The organism is Bacteroides neonati (genome assembly GCF_000499785.1).
GTDB classification, from domain to species: domain Bacteria; phylum Bacteroidota; class Bacteroidia; order Bacteroidales; family Bacteroidaceae; genus Bacteroides; species Bacteroides neonati.
Genome location: NZ_HG726023.1, coordinates 462,899 through 477,486, shown reverse-complemented (window position 1 = coordinate 477,486; position 14,588 = coordinate 462,899). Strand labels below are relative to the sequence as shown.

At 43.2% G+C, this 14,588-nt stretch carries 11 protein-coding genes; 4 read left to right on the top strand and 7 right to left on the bottom strand.

What is annotated here, in order from left to right:
* Positions 1 to 56 precede the first annotated feature (56 nt).
* Positions 57 to 1,103, top strand: a complete 1,047-nt coding sequence (locus TY03_RS14595; protein WP_042371208.1) for a hypothetical protein — start codon at positions 57 to 59, stop codon at positions 1,101 to 1,103.
* 77 nt (positions 1,104 to 1,180) lie between these two features.
* Here TY03_RS14595 and TY03_RS14590 read toward each other — a convergent pair whose 3' ends face one another.
* From TY03_RS14590 to TY03_RS14580, 3 genes are all read right to left on the bottom strand, one after another.
* Positions 1,181 to 2,923 (bottom strand): S41 family peptidase, encoded by a 1,743-nt coding sequence (locus TY03_RS14590; protein ID WP_042371430.1) that lies wholly within the window; start codon positions 2,921 to 2,923, stop codon positions 1,181 to 1,183.
* A 199-nt stretch (positions 2,924 to 3,122) separates the two neighbouring features.
* Complete coding sequence (locus TY03_RS14585; protein ID WP_042371206.1) at positions 3,123 to 3,353, bottom strand: hypothetical protein; 231 nt, start codon at positions 3,351 to 3,353, stop codon at positions 3,123 to 3,125.
* Between the two features lie 112 nt (positions 3,354 to 3,465).
* Positions 3,466 to 5,103, bottom strand: coding sequence for an ABC-F family ATP-binding cassette domain-containing protein (locus TY03_RS14580; RefSeq protein ID WP_042371204.1), 1,638 nt, complete (start codon positions 5,101 to 5,103; stop codon positions 3,466 to 3,468).
* A 112-nt stretch (positions 5,104 to 5,215) separates the two neighbouring features.
* Between TY03_RS14580 and TY03_RS14575 the strand changes: the two genes are divergently transcribed.
* Positions 5,216 to 5,614, top strand: a complete 399-nt coding sequence (locus tag TY03_RS14575) for a response regulator (protein WP_042371201.1) — start codon at positions 5,216 to 5,218, stop codon at positions 5,612 to 5,614.
* Between the two features lie 324 nt (positions 5,615 to 5,938).
* Here the strand turns inward: TY03_RS14575 and TY03_RS14570 are convergent, their stop codons facing one another.
* From TY03_RS14570 to TY03_RS14555, 4 genes are all read right to left on the bottom strand, one after another.
* Positions 5,939 to 6,448, bottom strand: a complete 510-nt coding sequence (locus TY03_RS14570) for a lipid-binding protein (protein ID WP_042371199.1) — start codon at positions 6,446 to 6,448, stop codon at positions 5,939 to 5,941.
* Between the two features lie 21 nt (positions 6,449 to 6,469).
* Positions 6,470 to 8,014 carry a SusD/RagB family nutrient-binding outer membrane lipoprotein gene (locus TY03_RS14565; protein WP_042371197.1) on the bottom strand — a complete coding sequence of 515 codons (1,545 nt, stop codon included), beginning with the start codon at positions 8,012 to 8,014 and terminating at the stop codon, positions 6,470 to 6,472.
* 21 nt (positions 8,015 to 8,035) lie between these two features.
* Entirely contained in the window at positions 8,036 to 11,182 is a 3,147-nt protein-coding gene (locus tag TY03_RS14560; RefSeq protein ID WP_042371195.1) for a SusC/RagA family TonB-linked outer membrane protein, read from the bottom strand.
* A 250-nt stretch (positions 11,183 to 11,432) separates the two neighbouring features.
* Positions 11,433 to 12,716, bottom strand: a complete 1,284-nt coding sequence (locus TY03_RS14555) for an IS1380 family transposase (protein ID WP_042366226.1) — start codon at positions 12,714 to 12,716, stop codon at positions 11,433 to 11,435.
* Positions 12,717 to 12,924: 208 nt separating this feature from the next.
* On the opposite strand from TY03_RS14555, the gene TY03_RS14550 reads away from it, so the two are divergent.
* Entirely contained in the window at positions 12,925 to 13,326 is a 402-nt protein-coding gene (locus TY03_RS14550; RefSeq protein ID WP_042371428.1) for a DUF6769 family protein, read from the top strand.
* A gap of 54 nt (positions 13,327 to 13,380) precedes the next feature.
* On the top strand, positions 13,381 to 14,571 hold the full coding sequence (locus tag TY03_RS14545) for an efflux RND transporter periplasmic adaptor subunit (RefSeq protein WP_042371193.1): 1,191 nt from the start codon (positions 13,381 to 13,383) through the stop codon (positions 14,569 to 14,571).
* The last annotated feature ends 17 nt before the right edge of the window (positions 14,572 to 14,588 follow it).

The window sequence follows — 14,588 nt, the reverse complement described above, 5'->3', positions numbered from 1 at the left end:
GCATAATCATCAGATTTGCTTATTTTTGCGGATAAACACCTTAAAAACACAAACACATGAAAAAAACGGCTATTTACTTTCTAAGTGTGCTTTTCCTATTCATTGGAGGAGTAATTTACATAACCATACATAATGGATTAGAGTATACGAAAACCAATATTCAGGAACAAATTCAATCTCTTTTACAGGAAGCTATACAAGAGAATGCCTCTTTTAGAACGAAAGACATTCCTTTCTGGGGAGGCAGCCATGAACCGGAAAAAATAGGAACTTATCAACGCTACAAAATCACACTACAAGACACTACATATATTTGTTATAACAAAATAACAGATATTGAAACGACCTTGTCTAACAAACGGCAGGTTTATTTGCTATCGACGAGGGCCTTGCATAGTGAAGATGTAAGGAGATGCTTTGAAAAGCTGTTAAATAAGAGAGGCATTCATGCTCCCAACGCAGTCTACATACATGCAAAAGATTACCGTAACAAAATACGCACAGACATGGCTCAGAGCATGCCGAAAATGAACCTGAATAGCCGCGTACATTATGCTATTCACGAAAGTTTGAACCACATTTCATACTTTGGATACGTGGATTATTCCGGCTACACACTTTGGAGACTAATGCCTAAAGCGCTTATATATGCTCTATTGGCACTGGAAATCATCATCTTAAGTGGCATTCTTTTCATATACATCGTCTTATTGAAACGAAAAGAAATACCGGAAGAAAGTAGGAACAACGACGAAATAATCTCCACGAGCAACATAGAAGAGGAAGAGGCACTTCCGTTAGAGGTAGCAACGTTACGTTTGCACGGTCATTTTCTACTACATGGAGAAAAAAGAATAAAACTACCTCAACAGTTGCGCGACCTGATGCAGATGTTCATGAAAGCAAAAGAAAACCGTGTAGAAAAAATAAAACTAAAGAGGTATTGGACAAAAAGGCATGGCGAAGATGCACAAAGCAATATGACCACTGCCATCTATCGACTCAATAAACGATTGGCCGAAACAGGTGTTCCGTACAAAATAGCCATAGATATGGAAAATAAAGACTTCTATCGTCTACAAGTGCATTCAACTAAACAATAGTCTACCCGCTTTCACTCTTTGCTGTGCCAACAGTTGAGCAAAAGCGGGTAGACTATACTTTTTTAAAAGGTCAGATATCAATATTGTTCTAAAGGAATCTTAATCATACCATCGAATCCGTGTTTAACCGGTGTACGCATTTTCTGTTTTTTCCCCTTTATGGAGTACGCTGCAATGCTACGACTTTGAGGTAGTATATCTATGCCGGTAATCATTTTCACTGCTTCGGCATATAAGAACTCTCTATCCGAACCATACTCTCTATATACATAGAAAACTTCTTCTTCTCCAAACGGATCGCTTTCGTCCATCCCCTTGTCGGGTATGAAACCGGCTTCATAGTCTCCAAAGCCTTTAGCATTGTAAGATTGGAATGTAATGGGATAGAGTATGTATGTGTTTCCCTTGGCAGTAATCATTTCGGGTTCCATGCCCACATTCTTGCCTGTTGTTTTTTCGCCGATAAGAGTAACTTCCACATTGATGCCTCTCAAGGAGTTGATGACGAGTTCACTTGACGAAGCAGTGCCACTACCTACCAGGCAATAAACATGAGTAAGGCCTAAGTCGCCGGCAGCGAGTGAGATGCCTAGGTTCGGGTAGTTATCGTACATAAAGTACTGATCGTCACGTTTGTCATTCATTGCTTTCATTCGGGTGGCATTGTAGCGCAGGCTTGAAAAGACTTTGTTGGTAGCCGAGGCACCGACAATACATGAAGCAATCAAATTGGCAGACATCGTGTGTCCACCCCCGTTATATCGTAAATCCAGAATAAGGTCAGTAATATTTTGACTTTTGAAGTACTTGAATGCCTCGAATAATTCCTCATCAAAAGCTGCATCGAAGCTACTGTAAACGAGATAGCCGATTCGGTGACCATTGAGTTCTTTGACTTGTTTGAGGATAACAGGGTCAACATACATCGGTGTAGAGGTAATCGACGTCTGCTTATGATCATAGTCTGTAATTTGGAGGGTAGCCACTGAGCTTGGATACAACAACTTCATATAATAATCATTGACATTTCCGGAGGTTAAGTTTCCACCATTAATCTGTGTAATGATACTACCGCGTTTCAAACCGGCAGCTTTGGCAGGCGAATTAGCGTATACGCCTTGAATACAGAAATTATAAACATTGTCTTCTACATAAAGAGGAGTAACTCCAGTTATTCCGAAACTGTACTCCAATTCTTTTTCCACTATTTTGGTACTGCGGGATGAGGCTATTGAGTTTTTCTTTTCGATAAACGAGAAGATTCTATATTCACCGGGAGAGGTAAATTTCTTGTCCAATGTATTGGTTTTCATGCTTCCCAATGCATCGTAAAAGAAACTCATGTAGTCTTTTGTAAAGTCCAGTTGCAAGGTCTTGTATTCGTCATTCCAAAGATACATCTCCCGCAAATATTGATCAACTTGAACATTGATCTCCATATCTTCGGAAACAGCGTCTCCTGTTTCATTCTGAATAACCAGAAAGCTTTCTGAATCGTATCCTTTCACTTTGACGGTAATGGTGGCAGTGCGCGACGCATTGGTCGTTGTAGCCGTCATGATGCGCAACGTGCTTTTTCCGGACTTACCTTCTGTATCCAACAGTTTGCACCATTCCGATCCGGAGGCTGCCTCCCAGTCGCCGTTTGCATTGAAACTGACCGATAGTTCTTTCCCTAGAGTAATTTCAAGAGCTCTACCTTTCTGCCAACTTTGGTCGGTTATTCCACTAACTGATTTATCGTCATCGTCTTTACAAGAATTAAAACTTGCAACGACCAATAACATACATAAGATACTAATACAACGCAATGCTTTCATACTTTTAATTTTAGGAATTGCCAAAATTACCATTAATTTCGTAACAAAAGAATAATTATCAAAAAATATTTTAAACACCTTGTACAAAGACTCCAGCTTTAGGCTTCATAAGCTGAACGGAGAAGCGCACACAACAGGTTAAAAAAAGAGAGCATACCGTCGATGCGGTATGCTCTCTTTCTTATAAGTTATTAAACTCTTATTTCTTTTTGGGAGTTTCCTTTTTGCAACAAGCTTTGCCATCTTTCTTGCAATCGGCTTTCTTTGTGCAGTCTTTCGTGTCTTTCGTGCATTCTTTTTTATCTTTCGTGCACTCGGCTTTTTTAGTACAGCACTCTTTCTTTGTTTCTTTCTTCACCTCTTGGGCATTGACAGTAGAGAAAGCGCACATTGCTGCAACGAAAGCAGCACAAATCATTAATTTTTTCATACGATTAAATCTTTAAAGTGAATAACTAAACTTGTTTAAAAACTAGCATACAAAGAACGTTTTTTTTTTCATAAGTTGTTAGCCTAAAATTCTTATCAAAAGATAAAAAAGATTACTTTTTCTCTAATTCGCTCAAAGAATCCATTTTTTTCTTCTCAAGGAACTCATAAATACCCGAAAGATGCTCAGTAACCTTCTTGTTTCCAAACTCGTATACTTTCGTCACCAATCCATCCAGGAAGTCACGGTCGTGAGATACGACGATGAGCGTGCCATCAAAATCGACAAGAGCCTGTTTGAGAATATCCTTCGTTTTCAAGTCAAGGTGATTGGTAGGCTCATCGAGAATAAGCAAGTTAACCGGTTCGAGCAGCAGTTTGATCATGGCCAAACGCGTACGCTCACCACCCGAAAGTACTTTCACCTTCTTCATCGACTCTTCGGGGCCACCAAACATGAAAGCACCGAGCAAATCGCGAATTTTGTTACGAATATCGCCAACGGCCACATCGTCGATTGTTTGGAATACGGTGAGGTTTTCGTCAAGTAGTGATGCCTGATTCTGTGCAAAATAACCAATCTGAACGTTATGACCAAGTGTCAGTGTTCCGTCGTGCTCAATCTCCTTCATGATACACTTCACCAACGTAGATTTTCCCTCACCGTTCTTGCCCACAAAGGCTACTTTATCGCCTCGCTCAATGGTAAGTGAAGCATTGCTGAAGATGTTCTTCTCGCCATAGGTTTTACCAACCGCATCCATCGTTACGGGATAGTTTCCCGAACGGGGCGAGGGAGGGAACTTTAAACGAAGAGCCGAGGTATCTTCTTCATCGACTTCGAGAAGTACCAATTTTTCGAGCATCTTCACGCGGCTCTGCACCTGAAGCGTTTTCGAATAAGTACCTTTGAAACGTTCGATAAATTCGGTGGTTTCGGCAATGAATTTCTGCTGTTCGTCAAACTGTTTTTGTTGTTGCACCCGGCGTTCGGCACGCAACTGTAGGTATTGAGAATAGTTTACTTTATAGTCGTAGATGCGCCCCATGGTTACCTCAATGGTACGGGTCGTAATGTTGTCGACAAACTTACGGTCGTGGCTGATAACTACTACCGCCTTGCCGTTGCCGATCAGGAAGTCTTCGAGCCACTGAATCGACTCGATATCGAGGTGATTGGTAGGCTCGTCGAGCAACAATACATCGGGGTTCTGAAGCAGCAATTTAGCCAGTTCGATGCGCATACGCCATCCACCGCTGAAGTCGCTGGTCTGTTTATTGAAGTCTTCGCGAGTGAATCCCAAGCCCAGAAGTGCCTTTTCAATATCGGCATCGTAGTTCGTCTCTTCGATCGAATAGAATTTTTCGCTCAACGTAGACACCCGCTCAATAAGCTCCATATAGCTATCACTTTCATAGTCTGTGCGGGTTTCGAGCTGGCGATTGATTTCGGCCATCTCTGCTTCCATCTCATGCAGATGGGCAAAAGCCTGTGCTGTTTCCTCGAATACGGTACGACCGTCCTCGGTCATGAGGTGTTGGGGCAGATAGGCGATAACGCATTCTTTCGGAGCCGAGATCTTACCACGAGTGGGTTGACGAGTACCGGAGAGGATTTTGAGCAGCGTACTCTTTCCTGCTCCATTCTTGCCCATAAGAGCAATACGGTCCTTCTCATTAATTACAAAAGAAATATCACTGAATAAGGTGGTGCCGCCGAATTCTACGGCCAGTCCGTCTACTGAAATCATATTGGTTGTTTAAATTGAGGCGCAAAGATACGCATTTATATCATTTTATTTTATAACTTGCGCGCAGAAATAAGCACTAAGACGTATAGCAGAAAGCAAAATGTAGATTATTATGGAAAATGAAGAAATAAAAGAGTTTCGTCCCTTAGTATTAGTCGCTGAGGATGACGACAGTAACTTTAAATTAATAAAAGCCATTATTGGGAAAAAATGCGAATTATTATGGGCCAGAAACGGTGAAGAAATCATTCAATTATTCCGCGAAAACGGCAAAGAAGCCCAAGCCATTCTGATGGATATAAAAATGCCTATCATGACCGGATTGGAAGCCACCACCGTGATCCGTTCTGAAGACAAGGAAATTCCGATTATCATGCAAACAGCTTATGCTTTCAGCTCGGATAGGGAGAATGCAATGCGCTGCGGAGCCACAGAGGTTTTAGTAAAACCCATTACGCTGGGCATACTAAGAGGGTGCTTATCTAACTACCTGCCCAACATTACATGGTAATGCCGAGATAATCCGATTTTCCGTTTGACAGTATATTTTACCTCTAAGCAGAGACAATAATTTCTTTCGATATAAAAGTACGTACTCTATGCTCTAATAACTAGTATATTAACACAGCATAAAGTACGTACTTTTGGCATGCAAGAATACGTTTTCATTAAAACAACTGATTACTAGATAGATAAAATACTAGAAAGATTATCCGAAGCGATTCAATACTATCCAAAAAGTCGTGAATTTTCAAAAAGAAGTAACATATAACAAGCAGAAAAGCCGCTTCATCACGAAGCGGCTTTTCTTGTTCAATTAATGTAAAGTCAAAAATTAGTAGTCATCCTCGGGCCACCCGGTATAGCGCCAACCTTCGACGGTATAAACCACACCCGGATCTTTTGTGGTGGTGTAGGTAAATGATATCTTATCGGCGATTGTACCCGAAGGTGCTTTGATTCCTTTAAGCTCTACTTTCGCATTCGTAATCGTAAACTTATGCGTAGAAGTAACCACATTGCCGGCTAGGTTTTCTATATCGGTTGCACTAAACGTAAGGTTGGGCACATCACACGCAATCTTACCATTAATGGCATAAGCAGTAGCAGTGGTATAGCTACCGATACGAATCCAACATTTATCGGCATCATTATTGGTGGTGTTGGAGAGCGTACAATAGCTATCGATGAGTTTTACTCCATTCTTCATGATAGAGACCACATACTGTCCGCCCAACGGGTGGATGGCTGTGTATTCAATATCATAATCTCTGTCTTCGGAGTTGCAAGACACCAATGAAAGGGTGGCAAGCAAAAAGAGGCATATATATGTTATCTGTTTCATAAACTTATGTATTTGAAGTGATTATTTATTCTTAGCTACTTGCCACCACATAGGCTCGTCGAGATTCTTTGTTTCGGGTGCATTGGGATTGTACTGCGACGAAGCCGTAGGCACCAACATGCGGCGAGGGAAAACATTCGTAGCAAGAACGGTAGAACCCGGAGCAACCAATGTGCCAAGCTCATAGCCGGGAGTCAGTTTGTGATCGCCGGGAGTATTGGATGCACGAACGGTAAGTGCGGTACTGATCGTAGGAATACCGGTACGGTTGCGATCGAACACACCGTCGAGTGAGTTGGCTCCTGCATACGATACCCATTTTTGCGTAAGAATCGATTTCAACATCGTATCCATCGAGGTGTCGTTGAAGGCGTAAGGTCCTCCCGCAGCAATAAAGGAGGCAGCTTTACCCCTGGAAGATTCCCAACGGTCGAAAGCAGCAGTTACGCCTGCCTCGTACTTGGTGCGAGCCATCTCTTTATTATCCAAACGTGCGTAAGCTTCGGCTTCTAGTAAGAGTATTTCGGCTTTATTCATCAGGTAAACAGGATCGCTATAAGCCTGCTTGTAGCGAGATGACTCGGCCAAAGGAATCAGGGTCAAACTGGGTTTGGTTCCACAAGGAAGCCCCTCGTACATACTGCTGTATGGCAACGATTCGCTAGTTCCCGAATCTGCAGTGCGCTCGTAGAGATTAACAATGCGCGGATCATTATAGGTAAGCAGGTATTCGTTGAGCGTATGGCAGGCACGAACATTCTCTTTCGTATTGAGCTGACGGATATTGTATTCGTAGAACGGATTGCCTTTGTTGCTGGCATCTTCAAACACCGTCATCGCACAATCAGCTTCGTGAAATCCACCGGCGGCAAGCAATGCTTCGATGGCTGCACGATTGGTTGTAAAATCACGCATCAGAATCTTCAGTTTCAGGTTCTTGGCGAAAGCAATCCATTTTTTAATGTTTCCACCCATAAACATATCATACTTACCGAGCGTAGGATTTGTTTCATTCAAGGCATCGGCCTCTTTGGCAAGAGCCTCATTGACCATAGCCAGAATACCGGGATAAACAACCGTTTTACTGTCATCGTACTTTGGATAAGGGTATGCTTTGATATCCAACGCTTCGGTAAAGGGAATGTCTTCGTACAAATCGGTAAGCATCTGGAAGTTATAAGCCATCAATATTTTACTGACAACCCAATAGTTCCATGCATTGCGATCCTCTGACTGATTGATGATCTCGGCCAAGTCGGGCAGTGTATTGGCATAAGCATTGGTAAAGAAAGCATTGAACGAACTTACCGAAAGACTGTAGTTAACCAAGGTATTGTACTGGTTGGTACTGTTTCCTTGAGTAGTATGTTGCAGCCACATGGTGCCGATGGTGCATCCGTTCCAACCCAGTTGGGCAACGGTAGAAGCACAAGCCGACGGCAAAAGCGCCTCTATGTTCACCGAAGTCGGATAATTAGGATTGTCGTTAATGTCGAGAAAACTTTCGCACGACGACAACGATAAGGTGCCTATTAAAAAGGCGGCTAAATATGTATACTTTTTCATTGATTCATTCGTTTTGAGTGATTAAAATACAACTTTCAGACTACCACCAAAGTTACGTGTAGTACTGGTTCCGGTTGTTTCTCCAAATTCGGAGAGCAGATCGTTGCCCAAGTTACTGGCTTCGGGGTCGATATAGTTATTCTCTTTCGGAGTAAACAACAGTAAATTACGTCCTACTACACTGACCACAAGCTGTTTGATAGGTGTTTTATCGAGTAGTTTCTTAGGGAAGGTATAAGAGAGCGAAACTTCGCGCAATTTAAAATAATCCTTCGGCAAAATAAACTCACGACGAGCCTGCGGGCTATATGAATAGTTACCTTGTGCGTAGTTCATATTGGAATTATAAATAGGAATGTTGTTTTCAACATACTTACCGCCGACTACCTTTACAGAGTGCGGATAGATGAAAGCGTTGCGTTCATTGAATACCGTTTGTGTAGAGTTTCCGTTGAAGTGGGTGATGTAAGAGGTATTAGAGAGGATATAACCACCCTTGCGCCAATCTGCCGTAGCACTGAACGTAAAATTCTTATATTTCAATACTGTATTGAAACCCATCACAAAATCGGGTTGAGAGGAACCTACGTACTCTTTTTCCGTCTGGCTATCGGATTGGAAACCATTATTATTGACAATGGTATAGCCAAAGAACGGACTCTTCTCATCAGTTACCCGATTGGCCATTGGTATGCGATACTGGGCTACCGGACCGCCTACCTTGAGCACATAGTCCACACCACGCCAAGTGGTAAAGGTATATTCATCAAGACCATCCCATAACTCTTTTACTTTGCTCTTATTCTTGGAGAAGGTAGCACCTAAGGTCCATTCCCAATCGGTAGTGCGCAAAGGAACGACATTAACCATCAATTCCACACCCTTGTTTTCGATCTTTCCTACGTTGCGGGTTTCGAACACATAACTGGTTTCGGGAGCCAATGTGGCAGATATAATCTGATTCTTTGTTTGCTTATTGTAGTAAGCAAAGTCTACCGTAAGGCGATTGCCAAAGAAATTGCCCGATACACCAAATTCGTATTCGGTCGTTATCTCAGGCTTCAACGTCTTGCTGCCTACCGTATTATTAGAGGTCATTCCCAATACTCCTCCAAAAGGCAGTGAAGTATAATAGTTATAACTGGAGGCTGTTCCGGCAAAATTGGCCATGCGATACCAATCACTTGTTTTGTATACATCGGCATCATTACCGGTTTGTCCAATAGCGGCGCGTATCTTAAGGAAATCTACTTTATTTTCTTTCAGCTTCGGGAAAAGCTCAGAAAGAATGACCGAGGCGTTGGCACCACCATAAAGGAAACTGTTATCGCCCATTGGCAAGGTCGACGACCAGTCGTTACGACCCGACAAGTTCAAGAACAGAAACTCCTTATACCCTACCTCGACTTGTGCAAAGGCAGCAATAAGACGACGCTTCGAGGTATAAGAATCGGCAACGGCAGCAGAAGAAGTGTTGAGCAGGTTGTACCAACCTTCAATCTCCAATCCGTCTACTGTACCACCCGTATAGCCGTAGGTACGTTGATTCAAGTTCCAACCGGCTGTTCCGTTAAGCGAGAAGTCGCCCACTTGATAATCGGCCGAAAGGAATGCGGTAGCATCAATCTGAGAACGATCATAGCGGAACTCCGAATAATGACCTATCTCTTCCGACTTACCTCCTGATTTACTATACGAGCCGTTGGCATATTTCAAAATAGGGTTCGAGTTCTCGATACGATAGTTGGTAAAATCGCCACCTAAACGACCGGTTGCCTTCAATCCTTTAATCAATTCGTAAGAGAGTTCGTACTTACCGAAGATACGATCGTCCTGATAGTTATATTTATAATTATCGATCATCCAATATGGATTCTGCGCATACCAGGTATAATAATTGTTGGTATTATAGCGCACATCATTATAGTCTTTCTGCTCGACGAAGCTAACATCGACCGCGTGCTGCAACAACTCCATATCCATGCCTTCGGTACGGCGAATATCTTTACGAACATAGTTCAGCGACATATCCATCGTGAGGCGTTTGGTATTCACATACCCACGAACCGAGAAGGTGTTACGGGCATATTTATCTCCATCGAGGGGCAAGATTCCACTCGACGAAAGGTTACCATACGAACCGACCACGCCCACATTTTCGTTTCCATAACGTAAAGTGATATTGTTGTTGGTTTCGAAACCGGTTTGGTAAAAGTCGCGTAGGTTATGCTCTACATACGAGAAGGGTTTTACCATCGGGTCTTTGAGTTTGTTTGATCCCCACTCGTGCATAGTACCGTCCAATGCAGGTCCCCAAGATCCGTTCTCGGCACGATCCCATGATCCCCAACCTTGACCGAAACGGTCTTGCGTCTGCATAACACGCAATACGTTGGAGGCTGAGAACGTTCCGTCGTACGAAATGGATAGCTTTTCGATGCCGGCCTTCTTGGTAGTAACCATAATTACACCATTGGCAGCACGCGATCCGTACAAAGCAGTAGCCGAAGCACCTTTCAATACGGTAACCGACTCTACATCGTCGGAATTGATATCATTGGCACCATTACCAAAGTCGGCAGCATTGTTACCAATGCGACCATTGTCGAGAGGCACTCCGTCGACAATATAAAGAGGAGAGTTACTATTGAGCGAGGCAATACCACGCACCAATACCTTTTGTGATGTTCCTGTGTTACCGGCAGTGGAAATTTGCACACCTGCTACCTTTCCGGTCAACCCGCTCATTACCGAACCCGATTTGGCCACGTCCAAACGATCGGATTTAACGGTAGAAGCGGAGTATCCAAGCGTTTTCTCACTACGCTTCATACCCATAGCTGTTACAACGATTTCATCCAACGCTTTGGCATCTGATTGCAACGTAATTTTCATGATTCCTTTTTGAATGGCTACATCTTGCGAAACCATACCTACATATGATATACGCAATGTTTTGGCCGTTTCCGGAACATTAATAATCGTAAACTTGCCATCAATATCAGTTACCGTTCCTAACGTAGTACCGCTAACTAAAATGGATGCTCCCACAACTGGCTCCCCGTCCTCTGCCGAGATAACAACACCTGTTACCTTGGAGGTTTGAGCCGTAACCAGACCAACGCCTATGATAAGGCAGGTCAGAAACAACTTAAATCTTTTTTTCATAAATACGTCTTAATTTTAACTAAATCATTCTCTCTTTCTCTCTTTAAAAGTTATCATATACAAAAAAGAACGATAGATAGCCTCAAATCCGCAGCTAATTTATAACTGATTCAAATAGCGATTTAATTCACCTAATAGTTCCTACTCGTAGCTTTTCCCCCTGCTTTTCTCCTTGATTTCAGGTTATAGGGCATAGCTTCCCCTTTCCCCAGTTAGCTGAAGGCATAAGTAATCCCACGAAAAGTTGTTTTTACGGACTCCAAAGCAACTTGTATGGTTTGTCGGAATAAATATTGAGTACCCATTGTCTGCCTGTCTTTACCCATTTCGCAGGAACTGTAATGAATCGAAAGATAAATCGTTTGACTCGGCTTACCGGTTCAATATCTTCAAACACGGCTGCAACCTTCTCAATAAGGTAAGCATAAAAGTTTTTAGCCATGGCTGTAAGTAGCAGGAATACTGTATTCTCTTTGAGGAATGAACAGGGAAGATGACTCCACCCGAAATCGTTATTCATCATGTCGAATGTTCTTTCACAGGCTCCACGAGCATTGTAGAAGAGTACAATGTCTTTTTCAGAACTTTCATGGTCATTGGTTAAGATGCACCGATAGGTGTATTCACCATCAAATAGGTCCAATTGGTTGTCCTTACGCTTTTGCCTTTGAATAACAAGTCGGTAGTTTTCTTCTTGCAAAAAGGAAGTAAAAGGTATGGAGGTCACTTCATAATTCTCGAAGTTGATTTCTTCTTTTTTCCAATCTGTGATTTTCGTCATTTCTTCATACAGAGACTGACATTTGCCGGCTCGTATGTAGAACTTGTTGCAGTAGCCATGTGTCATACGGATAATCTCTTCCGAATAAGAACCACAGTCCATCCGGCAACGGTCTATGAATATTCCCCTATCGGCCAAACGACGAAAAGTCCGTTGGAGCGTATCCGCTTGACGAAAACGGACATTTGCGTTTGCGGCCCGATTTTCCACACCAACAATGTTACCACCAATAGTTGCCGTGCCGGGGAAATAACCACGTTTTTTCTTGTAAGAATACTGAGTGTCATACTTTTCTGTGGGAATAAACTGGTGGTCGAAGTCCAAGTTATAAAGCGTGTTTGGCTTGAGTTGTTCTGTTTGAAGGAGCATATCGAGCATCAAACTATTAAGCTGTTCCGCCTTATTGAAAGCATAGCTTGCTCCTTTTTGGGAAGTATAGTGGATATCCAATTCTGCGAGTTCTTTTATGCCTCTCAATAAAGTATCCGGACTGGGGATTTCAGTATCCGGGCGTAATTCAAGATGTTTGCCAAGGTGTTTGCCGATATCTTCGATGTGGTCACCGCCGCAATAGTAGATCCAAAATAGGCTCGAAATAATTTCGCTATATTGGTAACCGGCGTAGGAAGAACGTAATCCTAAAGATTTATCGATCACGGAATTCAGTCCTAAACGAGAAAATTCATCCATTGCGTAAAATATACCCCCAAAAGGAGTGATATTATCTGATTTTATGGCTATTTTTGTTGTCATATGCACAAGTACCTTTATGGTTTGTTTGGTAGCACTAATTTAGGTGAATCTTGTGACATAACCAAACCTTGAGGATGTTATTCATCCTCAAGTGTTTGGATTCTCTGAAAATAATATGACTGCGGATTTAAGGGATAGATTAAAATTGTTTATAAAAAAAACAATTATTTTATAAATAAACTATCTTTGTATGCTATTCAATTATGATATGAAACAAAAACGGGCTATTTACTTACTTCTTTTCCTCGTCAGCATGGTTATGTTGGTGATGCCCGTTATACCCCATCATCACCATGCCAAAGGAGTGATTTGCCTGAAAGGCGACTTATCTTCCGAGGAACAGTGTCCGATACATCATCAAAATGAAGATGCTTGTTGCGACAGCGGATGCATGGCACATTTCGATTCTTCGACACCCAATGCGCAAACAGACAGTGTACACCCACAATATGTTTTTGTGACTACACTCTTCACCAACTACCTCATTGAAACCCTCCTTCAGCCTCTGGAGAGCTGTATCGATCGCGATGCTGCCTACCTTGAGCGACTACACGGCGCGAATGTTCTTCGTGTCTTCGGTCTTCGTGCACCCCCGTGTGTGGTAGCGTAAACACGCTTTTACAAGCAAACTATCACAGATTACTCATTTTATCATTTATCCATAATGAAGAAACTTATCTTTATGGGAACTCTTGCGTTATTCGCATTGGGTTCTTGCAACACCTCCACGGGCAATGGTCACGAAGGCCACAATCACGAAGCAGAAGCTGATAACCACAGCAAAGAGAGTACAACGACAGGACACGAAGGCGAAGAAGAGAGCGGTGAGCATGCCGACGAAATCGTTTTCCCGAAAGAGAAAGCCGATGCAGCCGGAGTACAGGTACATACCATCGAACCGGTCGTATTCGAGCAAGTCATCAAAACCAGCGGACGGGTACTGGCCGCACAAGGCGATGAGTCGGTAGCTGTAGCCACCGTAGCGGGTGTGGTTTCCTTTCGCGGACAGGTAACAGAGGGCATGAGCGTGGCTCGTGGCACAACCCTTGTGACTCTCTCTTCGAACAACATTGCCGATGGCGACCCCGTACAGCGTGCCCGCATTGCTTATGATATTTCCAAGAAAGAATACGAACGCATGAAGGCGTTGGTAAAAAACCAGATCGTTTCGGACAAAGAGTTTGCTCAGGCAGAACAGAACTACGAAAATGCACGGTTAAGCTACGAAGCATTGGCTCGCAACCACTCGGCAGGCGGACAGGCAGTAACCGCTCCTATCGGAGGTTTCGTAAAAAGCATCCTGGTCAATGAAGGCGATTATGTAAGCATCGGCCAGCCTTTGGTAAGCATTACGCAAAACCGCCGGCTCTTTCTGCGTGCAGAAGTATCGGAGAAGTACTATCCGGCACTGCGCACCATCGGATCGGCCAACTTCCTGACACCGTATGATAGCAAGGTCTATGCACTTCGCGAGCTCAACGGCCGGTTGCTATCGTTTGGAAAGGCTACCGGCGATGGATCGTTTTATGTGCCCGTAACCTTCGAATTCGACAACCGGGGCGATATCATTCCCGGCTCGTTTGTCGAAGTGTATCTGCTGTCGAAACCGATGGAGGGGGTGATCGCTTTGCCGCGAACGGCATTGACCGAAGAGCAGGGCAGCTTCTTTGTGTACCTGCAACTGGACGAAGAGGGATACAAGAAACAGGAAGTGACACTGGGAGCCGACAACGGGAAACAAGTACAGATTCTTTCGGGTGTGAAAAGCGGTGATCGTGTTGTGACACAAGGGGCCTATCAAGTGCGGCTTGCATCGGCAAGTAAAGCCATACCCGGACATAGTCACGAACATTAAGCACGCTTCCATTATCA

What these genes read in the sequence shown, in the direction of transcription:
- TY03_RS14595 (WP_042371208.1), top strand. Translation starts at nt 57, where the DNA reads ATGAAAAAAACGGCTATTTACTTTCTAAGTGTGCTTTTCCTATTCATT.
- TY03_RS14590 (WP_042371430.1), bottom strand. Translation starts at nt 2,923, where the DNA reads ATGAAAGCATTGCGTTGTATTAGTATCTTATGTATGTTATTGGTCGTT.
- TY03_RS14585 (WP_042371206.1), bottom strand. Translation starts at nt 3,353, where the DNA reads ATGAAAAAATTAATGATTTGTGCTGCTTTCGTTGCAGCAATGTGCGCT.
- TY03_RS14580 (WP_042371204.1), bottom strand. Translation starts at nt 5,103, where the DNA reads ATGATTTCAGTAGACGGACTGGCCGTAGAATTCGGCGGCACCACCTTA.
- TY03_RS14575 (WP_042371201.1), top strand. Translation starts at nt 5,216, where the DNA reads ATGGAAAATGAAGAAATAAAAGAGTTTCGTCCCTTAGTATTAGTCGCT.
- TY03_RS14570 (WP_042371199.1), bottom strand. Translation starts at nt 6,448, where the DNA reads ATGAAACAGATAACATATATATGCCTCTTTTTGCTTGCCACCCTTTCA.
- TY03_RS14565 (WP_042371197.1), bottom strand. Translation starts at nt 8,014, where the DNA reads ATGAAAAAGTATACATATTTAGCCGCCTTTTTAATAGGCACCTTATCG.
- TY03_RS14560 (WP_042371195.1), bottom strand. Translation starts at nt 11,182, where the DNA reads ATGAAAAAAAGATTTAAGTTGTTTCTGACCTGCCTTATCATAGGCGTT.
- TY03_RS14555 (WP_042366226.1), bottom strand. Translation starts at nt 12,716, where the DNA reads ATGACAACAAAAATAGCCATAAAATCAGATAATATCACTCCTTTTGGG.
- TY03_RS14550 (WP_042371428.1), top strand. Translation starts at nt 12,925, where the DNA reads ATGAAACAAAAACGGGCTATTTACTTACTTCTTTTCCTCGTCAGCATG.
- TY03_RS14545 (WP_042371193.1), top strand. Translation starts at nt 13,381, where the DNA reads ATGAAGAAACTTATCTTTATGGGAACTCTTGCGTTATTCGCATTGGGT.